This window comes from Limimaricola variabilis, assembly GCF_034371605.1.
GTDB lineage: Bacteria > Pseudomonadota > Alphaproteobacteria > Rhodobacterales > Rhodobacteraceae > Limimaricola > Limimaricola variabilis.
In genome coordinates this window covers 2068786-2083938 of record NZ_CP139691.1, presented here as the reverse complement: position 1 = coordinate 2083938, position 15153 = coordinate 2068786, and the positions used below count along the sequence as shown (strand labels likewise).

Sequence of the window (15153 nt, the reverse complement as noted above, 5' to 3'; positions counted from 1 at the left end):
CCGCTGACCCGCGGCAACCTATATCGCTGAACCCCGACCGCAATCGCGAAAGGGAAGAGGGCGATGACGATCGGTGTGGGCGACAGGCTGCCGGGGGCGAATCTGATGCGGATGGGGGCCGAGGGCCCCGAGAAGGTGGCGCTGGAGGAAATCCTCGCGGGGCGCCGCGTGGTGATCTTCGGCTTGCCGGGCGCCTATACGGGGCTGTGCTCGACCGCCCATGTGCCGAGCTTCATCCGCTCGATGGAGGCGCTGCGCGCCAAGGGCGTGGACGAGGTGCTCTGCATCGCGGTCAACGATCCCTTCGTGATGAGGGCTTGGGGCGAGACCACCGGCGCGGCGGAGGCGGGAATCACCCTGTTGGGCGATCCGGGCTGCGAGTGGGTCTCGGCGATCGGGATGGAGTTCTCCAACCCCGACCGCGGATTCATCCGCCGCTGCAAGCGTTTCGCGCTGATGGCCGAGGACGGGGTGGTCAAGGTCTGGCATCCCGAGGAAGGGACCGGCACCTGCGATATTTCGGGCGGTGAAAGCATGGTCGAGGCGCTCTGAGCCCGATGCGAAAGGGGGGCGCGCGGCCCCCCTTTCATCGATCCGATACTGTGCCTGTCGCGGCGTGGCGCCCCTCTCATTCGGCGGCGTGGCGTGCCTCGTCCCCGTCCTCGTCCGCGAGCTTGTTGGCGTAGAGCGTCCGGGTCGGGAAGGGGATCTCGATTCCGGCCTCGTCCAGCGCTTCCTTGACCCTGCGGGTGCAGTCGGTCTGGAAGCCCCAGGCATCGGAGTTCGCACACCAGACGCGGACCGTGAAATCGACCGAGAAATCGCCAAGATTGCTCACCTGGATGAAGGGCTCGGGGTCCTTCATGGCGCGCGGGTCGGCCATGATCGTGTCCATGATGACCTTCTCGGCCTGGGCGAGGTTGGAGCCGTAGGAGACGCCGAACACCCATTGCACGCGCCGCGTCGGGTTGGCCGAGTAGCTGACGATGGTGTTGCCCCAGACCTGGCTGTTGGGGACGATGATCTGCAGGTTCTGCAAATCCGCCAGCTCGATGTAGTTGAGCGAGATCGACTTCACCGTGCCCATCTGGCCATTGATGACGACGAAGTCACCGAGCTTGAAGGGCCGGAACAGCACGATCATCACGCCCGCCGCGACGTTCGACAGCGTGCCCTGCAGCGCGAGGCCGACGGCGAGACCGGCGGCACCGATGACGGCCACGACCGAGGTGGTCCGGACGCCCAGCGTGTTGAGCACGATCAGCGCCGAGAAGCCCACCACCGCGTACCAGACGATGTTGGACAGGAAGTCGAACAGCGTCTGGTCGAGCTTGGAATGACGCGAGGCCAGCCCCTTGATCCGGCGCGACAGCCAGCCGGCGATGACGAAGCCGGTGGTGAGCACGAAGAGCGCGCTCAGCGCCCCGCCCAGGATCGCGGTGAGGAATTCGAGCGTGAGCAGGCTGCCCACCGTGGTGCCAGACCACAGCTCGGTGTTGAGAAAATCTTGCATCAGGTCTCCGCCAGCTTGTCCATCTTCGACGCGAGCTTCGCATCCAGCTCGGTCAGGCCGTCCGCATCATGGGTGGTGAGCGTGACGGTCACGGTGCGGTAGCTGTTGGACCATTCGGGATGATGATTCAACTTCTCGGCCCAGAGAGCGCAGCGAGTCATGAAGCCGAAAGCTTCAACAAAGCTTGAGAATCGGAACGTCTTGGTCACCGCGTCGCGGTCGGGCTCGGCCTGCCAGCCGGCGGCCTTGAGGGTCTTGCGCCCCGCCTCGTCGAGCCTCTCGGTCATTCCTGGTCCTCCATGCGTGTGCGCCGGAACGGCCCGTAGCCGGTCAGCACCTCGATCTCCTCGTCCACCGCGGCCCGCTCGGCCTCGAGATAGCGCGCCACCGCATCGCGAAAGCCCGCATCCGCGATCCAGTGCAGCGACTGCGTCGCCACCGGCAGGTATCCGCGCGCCAGCTTGTGCTCGCCCTGCGCGCCCGCCTCGACGCGGGGCAGCCCATGCGCGAGCGCCCAATCGATGGCGCGATAGTAGCATAGCTCGAAATGCAGAAAGGGGTGATGATCGAGCGCGCCCCAGTAGCGGCCGAAGAGCGTGTCGCGCCCGATCAGGTTCAGCGCGCCGGCCACGGGCCGGTCCTCGTCCGAGGCCAGGATCAGCAGCATGTCATCGCGCAGGGTCTCGTGCGCGATCTCGAAGAAGGCGCGGGTAAGGTAGGGCGATCCCCATTTGCGGCGCCCGGTATCCTGATAGAACGCCCAGACCGCGTCCCAGTGATGCGGCTTCAGATCGTCACCGGTCAGGTACTCTATGGTCAGCCCAGCCGCCTGCGCGCCCTCGCGTTCCTTGCGGATGGTCTTGCGCTTGCGCGAGCTGAGCGCGGCGAGAAAGCCCGCGAAATCGCCATAGCCCTCGTCGATCCAGTGGAACTGCTGCCCGGTGCGGCGCATCAGCCCCATCGCCTCGCCCGCCTCGGCTTCGGCTTCGGTGCAGAAAGTGGTATGCAGGGAGGAGATCTCGTTGTTCGACGCCAGCTGCACCGCGCCCTGCACCAGCGCCGCCATGCCGTCCGCCTCGAAGCCGGGGCGGGTCAGGAACCGCCGCCCCGTCACCGGCGTGAAGGGCACGGCGATCTGCAGCTTGGGATAGTAGCGCCCGCCGGCGCGCTCATAGGCGTCGGCCCAGGCATGATCGAAGACGTATTCTCCCTGGCTGTGCCCCTTGGCATAGAGCGGGGCGCAGGCGATCAGCTCGCCATCCCGCCGGGCCGCGAGGTAATGCGGCTGCCAGCCCGTGCCCGGCCCGACCGAGCCGCTCTGTTCGAGCGCCGAGAGGAAGCGATGGGTGGTGAAGGGGTCGCGCGGGCGGCCGCCATGGGCAGCCTCGGGGGCGGCGCAGCCATCCCACTGGGCCGCGGGAATGTCGCGCAGGCTGGCATGCGCGGTGATCTCGACCACCGCGCCGGGGTCCGTCTCTGTCTGGCTCATGGCCGCAGAGTTGGGCCCGGCGCGGCCGGGGTCAAGCTGCGGCAGGCCCCGGCAGGTAGCCTTCGAAGGTCACGTTGTCGGCAACGCGACGCGCTGCCGTCTCGGCCTCGGGCGAGCGGACGGTCCAGCACAGGATCTTGGCGCCCTGCGCCTTGAGTTCCGCGACGCGCGGCGTGTCCAGATCACCCGCGTCGTGGCTGACGAAGCTAGCGCCGAGATTGTCGTAATCGGGAATCCCGCGCAGCCGGTCGGCGAGGCGTGGGGGCAGGTCGGGCCAGTCGGCCGGATCGAAGTCGCAGGTGACGAGGCCGCGCGGCAGCTCCGGGGCGAGGCGGGCCATCTCGGAGACCGAATGCGGATTGAACGACATCACCGCGACCGGACCCGCATAGCCGTCGAGCGCGCGGGCGGCGGCGGCCTCGACCGCGCCGACATTGGGGCCGAGCGTGTCGTCGTGGTCCTTGATCTCGATCAGCAGCGGCACCCGGCCCGCGACAAGGTCGAGCACCTCGGCCAAGGTCGGGATCCGGTCGTCGCTGCCGGACAATCCGATGCCGCGCAGCGCCTCGGCATTGCGCGCCACCACCGGGCCGCTCTCACCGGTGAGCCGCTCCAGCGTCTGGTCGTGGAAGACCACCGCCTCGCCATCGGCGGAGCTGCGGATGTCGATCTCGATGCCGTAGCCCGCCTCGATCGCGGCACGCACCGCCGAGAGCGAATTCTCGGGGCGGCCCGCGCCGTGCAGGCCGCGATGCGCGATCGGGCGATCGAGGAAGGCCGCCGGCAGGGCGGGGACGGGCCGGCTCATGCGAGCGCGAAGACGGCCTCGATCTCGACCGCCACGCCCAGCGGCAGCGCCGCGACACCGACCGCCGAGCGCGCGTGCCGCCCGGCCTCGCCCAAAAGCTCGACCATCAGGTCGGAGGCGCCGTTGATCACCTTGGGCTGCTCGGTATAGCCGGGCTCCGAGGCCACGAAACCGGTGAGCTTCACCAGCCGCGCGATCCGGCCGAGATCGCCGTCGCAGGCGGCGCGGGCCTGGGCCAGAATGCTGAGCGCACAGGCGCGCGCGGCGGCGGCACCCGCCTCGGTGTCCATGTTCTCGCCCAACCGTCCGGTGATCAGCCCGTCCGGACCAGCCGAGATCTGTCCCGACACGTAAAGCAGCCCGTCATGGATCACGAAGGGTTCGTAGTTGGCCGCCGGCTTCGGCGCCTCGGGAAGCGTCAGCCCCAGCCGTACCAGCCCGTCCTCGATCTTCTTCGCATCCAGCATGTCCGTCCCCTTAGACTGTTTGCGCGCAAGCTACCCTGCGCGCGCTGGGGGGGCAACGCCGGGGGCTTCAGCCCTCTCGGAAGGCGCGGGCGAAGTAGTCCGAGAGCGGTTTCACGAAATAGGCCAGCGGGGTGCGGTCGCTGGTCCGGATGAACGCCTCGACCGGCATGCCGGGGATCAGCCGCATATCCGCAGGCAGCTTCTCGATCTCGCCTTCGGTAAGGCGGATCTCGGCGCGGTAGAAGGAGACCGCCCGGCCCTCATCTTCGAAGGCGTCGGCCGAGATCTGCACCACCTCGCCGGTCAGTTCCGGGGTGCGGCGCTGATCAAAGGCGGGCAGTCGCAGCACCACTTCCTGGCCGAGATGCAGCTGGTCGATATCGGTCGGCTGAACTTGGGTCGCGATCACTAGGGGTCGATCCTGCGGCACGATGTAGAGCACAGGCTCCGCCGGGCGGATCACCGAGCGCGGCGTGAACACCGTGAGCCCGTAGACGATGCCGCTCACCGGGGCGCGGATATCGAGCCGATCGAGCTGCGTCAGCAGGGACCGACGGCGGTTCGACAGCTCGATTTCGTTGAACTGCAGGTCGCGCAGCTGGCTGATCGCCTCCTGCCGGCGAGAGGAGGCGAGCTTGAGGATCTCGATCTCGATCTCGGAGATGCGGCCGCCGGCCTGGGCCTTGCTGGCCTTCAGCTCGCCCACACGGCCGAGCAGGTTGGCCTGCTCGCGCTGCAGCGTCAGCACCCGCGTCGCCTGGGCCAGCCCGCGATCGAGCAGGGATTGCTGGTCGCCCAACTCTTCCTCGATCAGCTCGAGCTGCCGTGCCGTGGCCTCCTCCTGCGCCTCGATGCCGACGATTTGGTCGGCAATCTGCTCGCGCTGGCGGGCCAGCTGCTCGGCCTGCTGCGCTTCGCTTTCGAGGAGCGCTTCGATCAGCCGCTGCTGGCCCTCCATCAGCTCGGGCGCGACCTCGTTGTCGGTCTCGAGCAGCAGTTCGGGGAACTCGAGTTCCTCGCGGCCGTCGCGCTCGGCCTCGAGCCGGGCCCGGCGCGCGAGAACTTCGAGAAGCTGGCCCTCGACCACCGCGAGCTCGCTGCGCAGCTGCTCCGGGTCGAGCTTGATCAGCAGCTGCCCGGCCTCGACCTCGTCACCCTCGTCGACGAGGATTTCCGCGACCACGCCGCCATCAGGATGCTGCACGACCTGCCGGTTGCTTTCGACCTCGATCCGTCCCGAGGCGACCACGGCGCCTGAGATGTTGCTCAGCGCGGCCCAGCTGCCGAAGCCGCCGAGTAGCACGGCCAGCGCGAGAAAGCCGGCGACCAGCGGTCGCGCCGCGGACCACAGCGAAGGGGCGTCTGCGGGAGAGGTGGGTTTGCGCATCAGGACACGCCTCCGCCCTTGCCGCCGGTGGCGGCGATCTCACGGTGGTTCTGCACGGTCTCGCGCAGCACCTCGTCCTTGGGCCCGAAGGCCCGTCTGCCGCCATTCTCGATCATCAGGATCAGGTCGCACTCGGCGATCGCGGCGGGGCGGTGCGCCATGATCAGCACGCATTTCCCGGCCGCTTTGGCATCCCGGATCGCCTGGTTGAGCGCCATGCTGCCGGAGTTGTCGAGGTTCGAGTTCGGCTCGTCGAGCACTAGCATGACCGGATCGCCATAGAGCGCGCGCGCTAGGCCGATCCGCTGGATCTGACCGCCAGAGAGGCGACCGCCCTTGGAGGAGACCATCGTATCGTAGCCGTCGGGCAGCTTGAGAATCATCTCATGCGCGGCGGCGGCCTTGGCGGCGCGGACCACTTCGGCGTCGTCAGGCGACAGCGACATGCGGGCGATGTTGTCCTTGATGGTGCCGTCGAACAGCGTGACCTGCTGCGGCAGGTAGCCGACATAGCTGCCCAGCACGTCGGGATCGTACTGGTCGAGGCTGGCGCCATCGAGGCGGATCTTGCCCGCCGCCGGGCGCCACAGGCCGGTCACGGCGCGCGCCAGCGTCGACTTGCCGGCGCCGGACGGGCCGATCACGCCGACCGCTTGACCGGGCTCGAGCCGGAAGCTGACCATGCGCAGCGCAGCCTGGCTCTCGCCCGGGGGCAGCACGGTGACCTGCTCGCAGCTCAGCCGGGCCTTGGGGCGGGGCAGGGCCGTGCGCGGCTCGTCGGGGCGGACCTCGCCCAGAAGCACCGCCAGCCGGGACCAGCCTTCGCGGGCGCGCTGGAAGGAGGGCCACTGGTTGACGATCATCTCGATCGGGGCCAGCGCCCGGCCGAGCAGGATCGAACCGGCGATCATCGCGCCGGGCGACATCAGCCCTTGCAGCACCAGATAGGCCCCGAGTCCGAGCATCGCCGATTGCAGCAGCAGCCGGAACGCCTTGATCACCGCCGAGAAGCCGCCGCCGGTGTCGGTCGCGCCGATCGAGGCCACGAGCGAGCGTGCGCGGGCCTCGTTCCAGCGGCCGAAGGAGGCGCCGCGCATCCCCAGCGCCTGCACCATGTCCGCGTCCTGGCGGATCTGGTTGCCGAGCTGCTCGGAGCGGAAGCTGGTGGCGTTCGATTCCTCGAGCTGCTTGCGGCTCATCATCTGGTTGGCCAGGGCCAGGATGATCAGCACCACCGCGCCGCCCAGACCCAGAAAGCCCAGCATCGGGTGGAACAGGAAGATGCCGAAGAAGAACACCGGCGCGAAGGGCAGGTCGAAGCTGGCCATCAGCGCCGGCGAAGCGAGCAGCCGCTGCACCGATTCGAGATCGCGCTGGGCGGTCGCCGCCTCGGCCCGGGCCCGGTTGCCGGTGCTGGCGTTGAGCGCGGCGGCGAAGACCCGCGCGTCGAGCCGCGCCTGGAACCGCGCCGCGATCCGGCTCATCACCCGGCCGCGTACCATGTCGAGCAGGCCCATCATTGCATAGAGAAAGGCCACGAGGATCGACAGGGCGACCAGCGTCGCGATCGAGCGCGATCCCAGCACCCGGTCGTAGACATTCATCATGTAGAGCGGGCCGGTCAGCATCAGCAGGTTGACGATCAGGCTGAAGATACCCACTGCCCAGAACAAGGCGCGGCTCTCGGACCGCGCCGCGCGCAGCTCGGCCGCGCCCAACGATTTCGCGTCTCGCATCATTCGCCTCGCTCTTGTCCAGTGCGGATGGCAGCGCCGGACCGGTCCCGGCCGCTGCCATGTTCTACTGCAATCGCCCTGCTCTGAACAGTTGCCGTCACCGTCTCGTGTCCTTGGTGGCGGCGGATCGCTGGACCGGAACGCCACGGCCGCTAACTTAGCGGGTATGACTTTGCGAATCATGAATATCCCGGCGATCTGGGGACTGGCGGCGTTGGCCGCGGGGGCGGCCTCGGCCACGCCCTATGACGGCACCTACCGAGTCAGCGGCGATGCGGACTGTTCCGCGATCGGCGAGGACGGGGGCGCGCTACGGATCACGGACGGGCTGTTTGAGGGAGTCGACAGCCAGTGCCAGATGACCAATCCGGTCGATGTGGTCGACATGGATGCCACGCTCTACACCATGACATGCAGCGCCGGTGACACCAGCTGGACCGAGCGGGCGCTGCTGATGACGGCTGCCGAGGATGGCGGGCTGATCATGCTGTGGAACGGCTATGCCTTCCGCTACGAGCGCTGCGAACCGGGCGAGGAGGACGGCGATGAGCCCGGCTTCACCGAGATCGAGGCCGGCGACGCCGAGGCCGAGACCGGCCTGCCGCCGCCGCGCATCATCCTGCCGCGGGTGATCCTGCCGGAGGAGACGGCGCCCGACGACAAGGAGGAGACGTCTGCCTCGGAAGAGGTGGAAGAGGGGAGCGCCGAGGAAGCGGCCACCGAGCCTGACGAGGCGACGGACGATGAAGACGTGCCTGACACGGATGCGGAGGAGGGGGCCGCCGATGCCGCCCCCGAGGATGGGGACGGCAGCGACGAGGAGCCGGGCTGAGGCTCAGTTGGTCGCGGCGCCGAGGATCGAGTTCAGCACGTCGAGGATGACCCGCTCACGATCCGGCTGCTGCTGCGCGGGCTGCGCCTGCTGTTGCTGCGCCGGTTCGGGCTGGCCCAGCATCTCGCGCAGGATCCGGTCGGTCTCGGGGTCGCTGGCCTGACCGCCCGAGGGCGAGACATTCTCGCTCCCGGCGATCGCCTCCGGTGCCTGCGACGGCTCGGGGACGCGCATCGGCAGCGGCTTCACGGGCTGGCCCTCGAGCACCCGTACCATGGTTTCGCGCCAGATGGTGGCGGGCAGGCCGCCCCCGGTGACGCCCGATAGCGGCCGGTTGTCGTCGTAGCCCATCCAGACGCCGGCGACGTAATCGCCCGCGAAGCCCACGAACCAGGCGTCGCGCGCGCCTTGCGTGGTGCCGGTCTTGCCGGCCACCTCCCAGCCATCGATCTGGGCACGGCTGCCGGTGCCCTCGGCGACGACGCGGCTCATCATCCAGGTCAGCTTCTCGGCGGCGTCTTGGCTGATGACCCGTTCGCCGATTCCGCCACCGGTGCCCATCAGAGGCGTGTCGTCGCCCTTGAGCTTGAGTTCCAGCAGACCGTAGGGCGTCACCGAGGAGCCGCCATTGAGGATGCCCGCATAGGCGCCGGTCATCTCCAGAAGCGTGCTTTCCGATACGCCGAGCGCCAGCGCCGGCCCGGCGGCGAGATCGCTGTCGATGCCGAACATCGAGGCCACGGTGCGCACGTTCTCGCGGCCGACCTGCTCGGAGACCTTCACCGCCGGGATGTTGCGGCTTTCGGCCAGGGCTTCGGTCAGGGTGACCATGCCGTCATACTTGCGGTCGTAGTTCTCGGGCGACCAGGCCCCCGAGCCGGGGATGTTCATGGTCAGCGGGCTGTCGTCGACGAGGTCGTAGGGCTGCATGCCCAGATCGAGCGCCGCGGCATAGATGAACGGCTTGAAGGAGGAGCCGGTCTGGCGCAGCGCCTGGGTCGCGCGGTTGAAGGCGCCGGATGCCTTGACGTTGCGCCCGCCGACCATGGCGCGCACCGCGCCGTCGGCGCTCATCACCACGATCGCGGCCTGCGCCTCGGAGCCGGGGCTCACCCGTTCCTCGAAGACCTGCAGCAGCGCCTTTTCGGCGGCGGTCTGGATGCGCGGGTCAAGGGTGGTGCGGATCACCACATCCTCGGTGGTGTCGCGGGTAAAGAACTCGGGGCCGGTATCCATCACCCAGTCGGCGAAATAGCCGCCCTGATCCTGCTGGGCCGTGGCGGAGAGCGTGGCGGGGTTGGCCCGCGCGGCTTCGGCCTCGGCCGCCGAGAGATAGCCTTGGTCCTGCATCAGCCCGACGATGACGCTGGCGCGGCCCTGGCTGCGCGACAGGTTGTTGGTCGGGGCATAGGTGGTCGGTGCCTTGAGAAGCCCGGCCAGCATCGCCGCCTCGGCCGGGTTCACCTGTGCCGCCGGCTTGCCGAAATAGCGCTGCGAGGCGGCCTCGAAGCCGCGCGTGCCGGCGCCGAGATAGGCACGGTTGAGATAGATGGTGAGGATCTCGTCCTTGGAGTAGCGGGCCTCCATAGCCATCGCGTAGACAGCTTCCTGCACCTTGCGCCACAGCGTGGTGCGCCGGCAGTCGGCCTCGTATTCGCTCTCGTTCTTCCAGACCGAGGCGTCGAAGGGCTTGCCGAGGCACAGCAGCTTGGCGGTCTGCTGGGTGATGGTGGAGCCGCCATTGCCCGAAAGCGGGCCACGGCCTTCGCTCAGGTTGATGCGCACCGCCGAGGCGATGCCCTGCGGGTCGATACCGGGGTGCCACCAGAAGCGGCGGTCCTCGGTCGCGACCACGGCGTTGCGCAGATGCGGGCTGATCGTGTCGGCGGTGATCATGCCGCCGAACTGGTCGCCGCGCCAGGCGAAGGTCGCGCCGTCGCGGTCGAGCATCGTCACCGAGCCGCGGGCCCGGCCATCGACCAGATCGGTCACCGGCGGCAGCTGCGCCGCATAATAGGCGACGCCCAGGCCCACCACCAGCGTCAGCGCCAGCGCCATGCGCCAGCCGATGCCCCAGACCACCCGCATCACGAAGCGCAACAACCCCAAGACCAGAGCCGCGACGAAGCCCAGCGGGCCGCGCGGCTGGCGCGGTTCGCGCGGCTTGCGGGCGCGGGCGGCACGGCGCGAAGCGGGCTTGGCGGTGGCGCGCGCCTTTGGCTTGCCGCCATCACCCCTGCCGCCGCCATTGCCGCCGTTACCGCCACTGCCGCCGTAGCGCCGCTCCGCGGTGAGGGGCGGTTTTCTGCCGTTGCTCGCGCTCATCTGACGATGCCTGTCCGTTATGATTGTCGGCCAGCATAGCTGCATCGCAGCGGAATGTTGAGCGGCGGGGATTCCTCCTGTCGGCATTTTTACGCCGCACATGAATCGGGCATCCCGACCTCTTTGTGCAAAAATTGTGCATCATGCCCGGTCTGGGGCAGGTCCGGACGCGCCCCTTTGCTTGCCCCATGGGCAGGAACAGGGGCTTTTGAGGGCAGTCGTACCGAGACGCCACAAGGGGACCGACGTGAAACTCATCATCGCAACGATCAAGCCGTTCAAGCTCGAGGAGGTGCGCGAGGCGCTGACCTCGCAGGGCGTGCGCGGCATGATGGTGACCGAGATCAAGGGCTTCGGCTCCCAGTCCGGTCACACCGAGATCTATCGCGGCGCAGAATACGCCGTCAATTTCGTGCCGAAGGTCAAGCTCGAGATCGTGGTCCCCGAGGGGCTGGCCGAGCAGGTCGTGGCGACGATCGCCCGCACCGCCCGCACCGACAAGATCGGCGACGGCAAGATCTTCGTGCTCGACGTCGAGAGCGCGCTGCGCGTGCGGACCGGCGAAACCGACGACGACGCGCTCTGAGCCGACCCTCCCAGGAGACACAGGAATGACCCACTGGAAAACCCCGTTGCGCGGGCTGCTGCCGCTCGCCTGCCTGATGGCCGGACCGGCCTTCGCCCAGGAGGCGGCCGAGGCCGCCGAACCCGCGGCCCTCGAGGCGGGAATCGCCGCCGCGACCGACACCGCCTTCATCCTCAACTCGCTGCTGTTCCTGATCGGCGGCTTCCTCGTGTTCTGGATGGCGGCCGGTTTCGCCATGCTCGAGGCCGGGCTGGTGCGTTCCAAGAACGTCGCCATGCAGTGCCTCAAGAACGTGTCGCTCTTCTCCTTCGCGGGGATCATGTACTACCTGATCGGCTACAACCTGATGTATCCGCTGGGGAATTGGTCGATCGGCTCGGATGAGACCGGCGGCTATATCGGCGCCTTCGGCGTCGCGGTACTCGAAGCGGTCGGCATCGGCCGTGATGCAGCCGACGATTACGGCTATGCCGCGACCTCGGGCGACTTCTTCTTCCAGCTGATGTTCGCCGCGACCACCGCCTCGATCGTTTCGGGCACGCTGGCCGAGCGCATCAAGCTGTGGCCCTTCCTGATTTTCACCATCGTCCTGACCGGCCTTATCTACCCGATCCAGGCGAGCTGGAAATGGGGCGGCGGCTTCCTCGACAGCCAGTGGGGCTTCCTCGACTTCGCCGGCTCCACGGTCGTGCATTCGGTCGGCGGCTGGGCGGCTCTGGCGGGTGTGCTGGTGCTCGGCGCGCGTGCCGGCAAGTTCAAGGATGGCCGGGTGATCCCGATGCCGGGCTCGAACCTGGCGCTGGCGACGCTCGGCACCTTCATCCTGTGGATGGGCTGGTTCGGCTTCAACGGCGCCTCGCAGCTGGCGATGGGCACCGTGGGCGACGTCGCCGATATCGGTCGGATCTTTGCCAACACCAACGCCGCCGCGGCGGGTGGCGCGGTCGCCGCGCTGATCTTCACCCAGCTGCTCTACAAGAAGCCCGACATCACCATGGTGCTCAACGGCGCGCTGGCGGGCCTGGTTTCGATCACTGCCGAGCCGCTGACCCCCTCGCTCGGTGCGGCGACGCTGATCGGTGCGATCGGTGGCCTGATCGTGGTCTTCACGGTGCCGATGCTCGACCGCATGAAGATCGACGACGTGGTCGGCGCGATCCCGGTGCACCTGTTCTGCGGCATCTGGGGCACCATCGCGGTGCTGTTCACCAACCCCGACGCCACCTTCGCGGGCCAGATCGTTCCGATCGTCATCGTCGGCGTGTTCACCTTCAGCGTCAGCCTGGTGGTCTGGATGGTGCTCAAGGCGGTGATGGGCATCCGGGTCGGCGAAGAGGTCGAGACGGCCGGGCTCGACATGTCCGAGCTGGGCATGGAAGCCTACCCCGACTTCACCCCGAGCTGACCCTCCCCGAGGCTCGACGGTGACAGGCCCGGGCGCATGCGCGCTCGGGCCTCCGGCTTTCAAGCCGTCATGAGAAAGGCGCCCCGAGGGGCGCCTTTTCCGTCTGGTTTCGCCAGATCAGTGACCGCCGGCCTTCTGCCGGGCCTTCTCGGCCTCGGCCTGCGCGGAGGCGCCGACATCCTTCTTCTGGGCTTCGGACTTCGCGGTGTCGGCCACGTGCTCGGCCGCTTCGCGGGCGCGGCCCTGCACGTCGGTCGCGGCATCCTTGAGGTCTTCCTGCACCGTGCGGGCGAGGCCTTGGGCCTGCTCCTTGGCGTCCTCGGCGGTGGCCTTGGCCACGTCGGTCAGCCGGGCGCGCTCTTCCTCGTAGACGCGATAGGCTTCGTCCATCAGGTCGTCGCGATAGGTGCCGAAGGCTTCGTCTTCCTGACGGGTGCGCGGCAGCATCGCGGCCACTGCGGCACCGGCCGCCATCGCCAGCAGGCCGCCCAGCAGGGGCTGCTGGTCATACATGGAGGCGGCGCTGTCGCGGCCCTTGCGGGCATAGTACTCGGCCTTGACCTGCGCCTCGTAGGCACGGGTGCGGGCAGCGATCACGCGCTTCTTGCCCTCTTCGGACATGCCATGCGTGCCGTCGGTGATCCGCTCGCGCAGGCTGCGGGCCGAAGCGCCCATCGACTTGCCACGGGCACGGGCCCGCTCGCGATACTCGCCGAACTTGCCACGGGCGCCGCCCATCGCGCCGCGGGCGCGGTCGCGCAGCGCACCGCCGCGGGAGCGGCTCTCTTCCCAAGGCGAATCGCCGTGATCCTCGGGCGTGGCGTGGACCGGGCCGCGCGGCTCGTCCATCTTGTCGGTGCCGTATTTGCGCGACAGGTAGGGGTCGGCGCCGAGACGGCCCGAACGGGCATAGTCACGCTGGCCGCGATAATCGACCTCGCCGGCATAATGCGGGTCGTCATGGCTCGAGCGCGCGTTCGACACGGCGAGCCAGGCGAGGCCCGCGCCGACCAGAGCGATCGGAACCGGGTTGCGCTGCACGGTCGTGGAGATCGTGCGACCGATATCGGAGGCGTTGTCGGTGACGCTGTCGGTGACGGAGCGCATCAGCCCGTCGAAGGAAAGGCGCTCCTGCAGGTCGTCGATCGTGCGCTGCAATTCGGAACGCTCGGTCTCGATCTCGCGCTCGATCTCTTCGGGGGAACGGGTGGTGTCAGTCATTGATGGCTCCTTTGACAGCAGCGGCGTCGCGTCGGATGCTTTCGGCGCTGCGCTTGGGTGCATTGGTTACGGCCTTGACGCGGTTGATGCCGACTTTCACGAGGATCGCCGCGATCACGAGGATCACGCCGCCCACGATCAGCGCGGACCATCCCGCGCCGATGCCGGTTTCCGCCAGCCAGGCCACGAAGGCCGCGGCGAGGACATTGAGCGCGGTCAGGCTCAGGATCACGGCGCCGACCAGCAGGGCGATGCCTATCGCGGCGCGGCTCACCGCACGCGACATCTCGGCCCGGGCGAGGTCGACCTCCTTGCGGACGAGGCCACTCACATGGTTGAGCGCCTCGGAGAGCAGCGCGGCCGTGCTCTTTGTCTCGACCCGGTGGACAGTGCCAGGGGGCTCCGTCCTAGGGTCGGTGCTCTGGGGGTCCGTATAGCTCATTTTTTCACCGCTCCGGTCGTGCCCGGCTGCGGCTTGCCGGGAATCTCGGGCTTCTCGTCGGGCATGTCGATGCCGCCGACGGGCATGGAGGACGGGTCCGCCTTGCCGGTGCCGCTACCCGAGGTGCCGCCGACGCCGCCGGTCGAGCCGGTCGCCGAAGCGGTGCCGGTGGAGCTGGTGCCGCCGACCGTGCCCGAGGTGCCAGTGGTCGCGCCGGTGCTGGCGGTGCTGCCCGTCGTACCGGTGGTGCCGGTCGGGGCCGGGCGCGGCGCGGCGCTGGTCACCGGCGAGGAGGTCGGCACGGGGCGCGAGATGCGGTCGTCTTCGTCATAGTCGTTCGGGGTCACGTCCGGGGCATAGCGGTCGTCGCGGCCATGGCCGCCGAGTCGGTAGTCGTCGTGACGGGCGGAGGCCTTCATGAAACGGGCCGCGACGAAGCCCAGAAGCGCCGCGCCACCGAGGAAGGCGGCCTGGTTGCGGCGGGCAAAGTCGTTGACGGCGTAGGCCATCTCGTCGAGTTCCATGTCGCGGATGCCGTCGGCGGTGTCCGCGACGGTGTCGGCGAGCTTCGCGAAGATCCGCTCCTGCGGCGAGCCGTCATGCAGATCGTCGGCTGCCTTGCGCAGCGCTTCGGCGATCTTCGACGTCTCGCTGGCGGCCTCGTTCTTGTATTCGCGGCCGTAATCATAAGCACGGGTCTTGGCCTCCTCGGCCATTTCTCGGGCCCGCTCACGGGCGGTGTCGGCGAATTCGGCCGCGCCGCTCTTGGCGTCGGCGGCCGCCCGTTTCGCCTTCTGGTCCATCGTCTCGCCAGTGCTGGCCATGTCGACCTCCTTGGGTTGCTGCTGGACAGTCGGCGCGGCGCGCCGTGTCCGTTTCGCTGGCAGAACCACCGGAGAGGAGCAAAAGTTTCGCGGATTCGTGAGGGAGCGGGGGAATCCG

General features: G+C 68.5%; 15 protein-coding genes. 4 read left to right on the top strand and 11 right to left on the bottom strand.

The genetic code is table 11. The features are described 5' to 3' along the window. Window positions 1-63 precede the first annotated feature (63 nt). Complete coding sequence (locus T8T21_RS10340) at window positions 64-552, top strand: peroxiredoxin (RefSeq protein ID WP_322335529.1); 489 nt, start codon at window positions 64-66, stop codon at window positions 550-552. A gap of 76 nt (window positions 553-628) precedes the next feature. Here T8T21_RS10340 and T8T21_RS10335 read toward each other — a convergent pair whose 3' ends face one another. The 7 genes from T8T21_RS10335 to T8T21_RS10305 all read right to left on the bottom strand — a co-directional run bounded on the left by T8T21_RS10335 (window position 629) and on the right by T8T21_RS10305 (window position 7403). Further along, on the bottom strand, window positions 629-1513 hold the full coding sequence (locus T8T21_RS10335) for a mechanosensitive ion channel family protein (protein ID WP_183470560.1): 885 nt from the start codon (window positions 1511-1513) through the stop codon (window positions 629-631). Continuing rightward, the gene (locus tag T8T21_RS10330; RefSeq protein ID WP_183470562.1) at window positions 1513-1800 is read right to left on the bottom strand and encodes a 4a-hydroxytetrahydrobiopterin dehydratase; all 288 of its coding nucleotides are present in this window, start codon (window positions 1798-1800) and stop codon (window positions 1513-1515) included. The genes T8T21_RS10335 and T8T21_RS10330 overlap by 1 nt, the downstream gene beginning before the upstream one ends. Next, on the bottom strand, window positions 1797-3002 hold the full coding sequence (locus T8T21_RS10325; protein ID WP_322335528.1) for a GNAT family N-acetyltransferase: 1206 nt from the start codon (window positions 3000-3002) through the stop codon (window positions 1797-1799). The genes T8T21_RS10330 and T8T21_RS10325 overlap by 4 nt, the downstream gene beginning before the upstream one ends. A gap of 31 nt (window positions 3003-3033) precedes the next feature. Further along, window positions 3034-3810: a glycerophosphodiester phosphodiesterase family protein gene (locus tag T8T21_RS10320; RefSeq protein ID WP_322335527.1), complete on the bottom strand. Its 777-nt coding sequence runs from the start codon at window positions 3808-3810 to the stop codon at window positions 3034-3036. Continuing rightward, the gene (locus T8T21_RS10315; protein WP_322335526.1) at window positions 3807-4277 is read right to left on the bottom strand and encodes a RidA family protein; all 471 of its coding nucleotides are present in this window, start codon (window positions 4275-4277) and stop codon (window positions 3807-3809) included. The genes T8T21_RS10320 and T8T21_RS10315 overlap by 4 nt, the downstream gene beginning before the upstream one ends. Before the next feature lie 67 nt (window positions 4278-4344). Beyond that, window positions 4345-5664, bottom strand: a complete 1320-nt coding sequence (locus T8T21_RS10310; protein ID WP_183470570.1) for an HlyD family type I secretion periplasmic adaptor subunit — start codon at window positions 5662-5664, stop codon at window positions 4345-4347. After that, the gene (locus T8T21_RS10305) at window positions 5664-7403 is read right to left on the bottom strand and encodes a type I secretion system permease/ATPase (protein ID WP_407660036.1); all 1740 of its coding nucleotides are present in this window, start codon (window positions 7401-7403) and stop codon (window positions 5664-5666) included. Before T8T21_RS10305 ends, T8T21_RS10310 begins: the two co-directional genes overlap by 1 nt. A 178-nt stretch (window positions 7404-7581) precedes the next feature. Between T8T21_RS10305 and T8T21_RS10300 the strand changes: the two genes are divergently transcribed. Continuing rightward, window positions 7582-8232, top strand: a complete 651-nt coding sequence (locus tag T8T21_RS10300) for a hypothetical protein (protein WP_322335524.1) — start codon at window positions 7582-7584, stop codon at window positions 8230-8232. Window positions 8233-8235: 3 nt separating this feature from the next. Here T8T21_RS10300 and T8T21_RS10295 read toward each other — a convergent pair whose 3' ends face one another. Beyond that, window positions 8236-10557, bottom strand: coding sequence for a transglycosylase domain-containing protein (locus T8T21_RS10295; RefSeq protein WP_322335523.1), 2322 nt, complete (start codon window positions 10555-10557; stop codon window positions 8236-8238). A 247-nt stretch (window positions 10558-10804) separates the two neighbouring features. On the opposite strand from T8T21_RS10295, the gene T8T21_RS10290 reads away from it, so the two are divergent. Beyond that, window positions 10805-11143, top strand: a complete 339-nt coding sequence (locus tag T8T21_RS10290; protein ID WP_183470578.1) for a P-II family nitrogen regulator — start codon at window positions 10805-10807, stop codon at window positions 11141-11143. A gap of 25 nt (window positions 11144-11168) precedes the next feature. After that, window positions 11169-12548 carry an ammonium transporter family protein gene (locus tag T8T21_RS10285; RefSeq protein ID WP_183470580.1) on the top strand — a complete coding sequence of 460 codons (1380 nt, stop codon included), beginning with the start codon at window positions 11169-11171 and terminating at the stop codon, window positions 12546-12548. Window positions 12549-12665: 117 nt separating this feature from the next. Here the strand turns inward: T8T21_RS10285 and T8T21_RS10280 are convergent, their stop codons facing one another. The 3 genes from T8T21_RS10280 to T8T21_RS10270 are packed head-to-tail and all read right to left on the bottom strand — an operon-like array spanning window position 12666 to window position 15035. Then, entirely contained in the window at window positions 12666-13769 is a 1104-nt protein-coding gene (locus tag T8T21_RS10280) for a DUF3618 domain-containing protein (protein WP_322335522.1), read from the bottom strand. Next, a complete protein-coding gene (locus T8T21_RS10275) occupies window positions 13762-14211 on the bottom strand; it encodes a phage holin family protein (RefSeq protein ID WP_322335521.1) in 450 nt (149 codons plus the stop codon). Before T8T21_RS10275 ends, T8T21_RS10280 begins: the two co-directional genes overlap by 8 nt. After that, on the bottom strand, window positions 14208-15035 hold the full coding sequence (locus T8T21_RS10270; RefSeq protein WP_183470586.1) for a hypothetical protein: 828 nt from the start codon (window positions 15033-15035) through the stop codon (window positions 14208-14210). The genes T8T21_RS10275 and T8T21_RS10270 overlap by 4 nt, the downstream gene beginning before the upstream one ends. Window positions 15036-15153 lie beyond the last annotated feature (118 nt).